We start from the raw sequence: 1,191 nt of genomic DNA on the forward strand, positions 1-1,191 counted from the left end.
GTCGATCGAGTAGACGTCGGCGCGGGTGAGGCCGGTGCGGTCGAACCGGTAGGTCCCGTCGGTCTGCCAGCGGAGGCCCCACGTGCCCTCCAGGCCCTCGAGGGCGGGCTTCGCGGGGAGGCGGTCGGCGAGGGTCATGATGCTCCGGTTCGCTATGGGCGGCACCGTGTCGGTGGTGATGGTGCCTGGATGGGGGCTCCGGGGCGAGTCGCCCGCCGGCCGCGACGATTCTACCGGAGCGGCGGGAGCCGGGTCAGTCGACGACGGGGGTGAAGCCGGGTCAGTCGACGACGGGGGTGAAGCCGGCGCGGACGGGCGCGAGCGCCTCGTCGAGATAGGGCACGAGCTCGCCGCGGGTGGGGCCCGCCGCGGCCCACGCCTGCACGGCCGCCACCGCGGCTCCGACGCTCGCGTAGGCGATGGCGCGCGAGAGGTGCGAGGGCAGCGGGCGCGCGCTCCGCTCCTCCACGAAGCGGGCGATGACGGCCGCCTGCCGGGCGAGGCGGCCGAGGGCCGACGCCTGCAGCTCGTGGACGCTGCCGATCATCTCGGACTGGGTGAGCACCCACGGCACCGTCGCGGGTCCGAAGCCGGAGCCGATCGCGAGCAGCGCGTCGCCGAGCGCGTCCATCACCGGCGCCTCTGCCGCCGTCTCGGCCAGCGCTTCCGGGAGCTCGGCCAGCCGGTCGTCGACCAGCACCCAGAAGACGTCGCTCTTGGACTCGAAGTAGTTGAAGAAGGTGTTGCGCGAGACCCCCGCCCGCTGGGCGATCTGCTCGATCGTCGTGCCCGCGTAGCTCTGCTCGACGAAGAGGTCCAGTGCGGCGTCCTCCAGCATGGAGCGCGACGACGCGCGGGGCCGTCCGCGCTGCACTCCTCGCACCATGACCCGCTCCTGCTCCGCTTCCCCCGACGCGCTAGGATAGCGCCGGACGACTTCGACCCGGCCATCACCGGTGAGTCTCCGGAAGAACGGCGCCGGCTCCGGCCTGCGCCCAGTAGACCCGGACGGGTGCGGCCCGTGACAGCCGATCGAGTGGGAACGCGTCAGCGGGCACTCCTCCGGGAGCGACCGGCCGACCGGTCCAAGCGAGGTGGTACCGCGACCCGGCCCGGGGTCTGAGATCCGGGCGGGCCGTCCTCGTGCAGACCAGCAGCACTGCCAGGAGACCGCACGTGACCTACCCCCTG

General features: G+C 73.4%; 1 protein-coding gene. It reads right to left on the bottom strand.

Annotated elements, in window-relative coordinates:
- Positions 1–280: 280 nt before the first annotated feature.
- The gene (locus C5D09_RS17025; protein ID WP_104223688.1) at positions 281–886 is read right to left on the bottom strand and encodes a TetR/AcrR family transcriptional regulator; all 606 of its coding nucleotides are present in this window, start codon (positions 884–886) and stop codon (positions 281–283) included.
- Between the last annotated feature and the right edge of the window lie 305 nt (positions 887–1,191).

It is taken from the genome of Rathayibacter sp. AY1C9, assembly GCF_002932315.1.
Taxonomy (GTDB): Bacteria; Actinomycetota; Actinomycetes; order Actinomycetales; family Microbacteriaceae; genus Rathayibacter.

Excerpts from the sequence above, each read along its gene's own strand:
- C5D09_RS17025 (WP_104223688.1), bottom strand. The coding sequence starts at position 886 with ATGGTGCGAGGAGTGCAGCGCGGACGGCCCCGCGCGTCGTCGCGCTCC.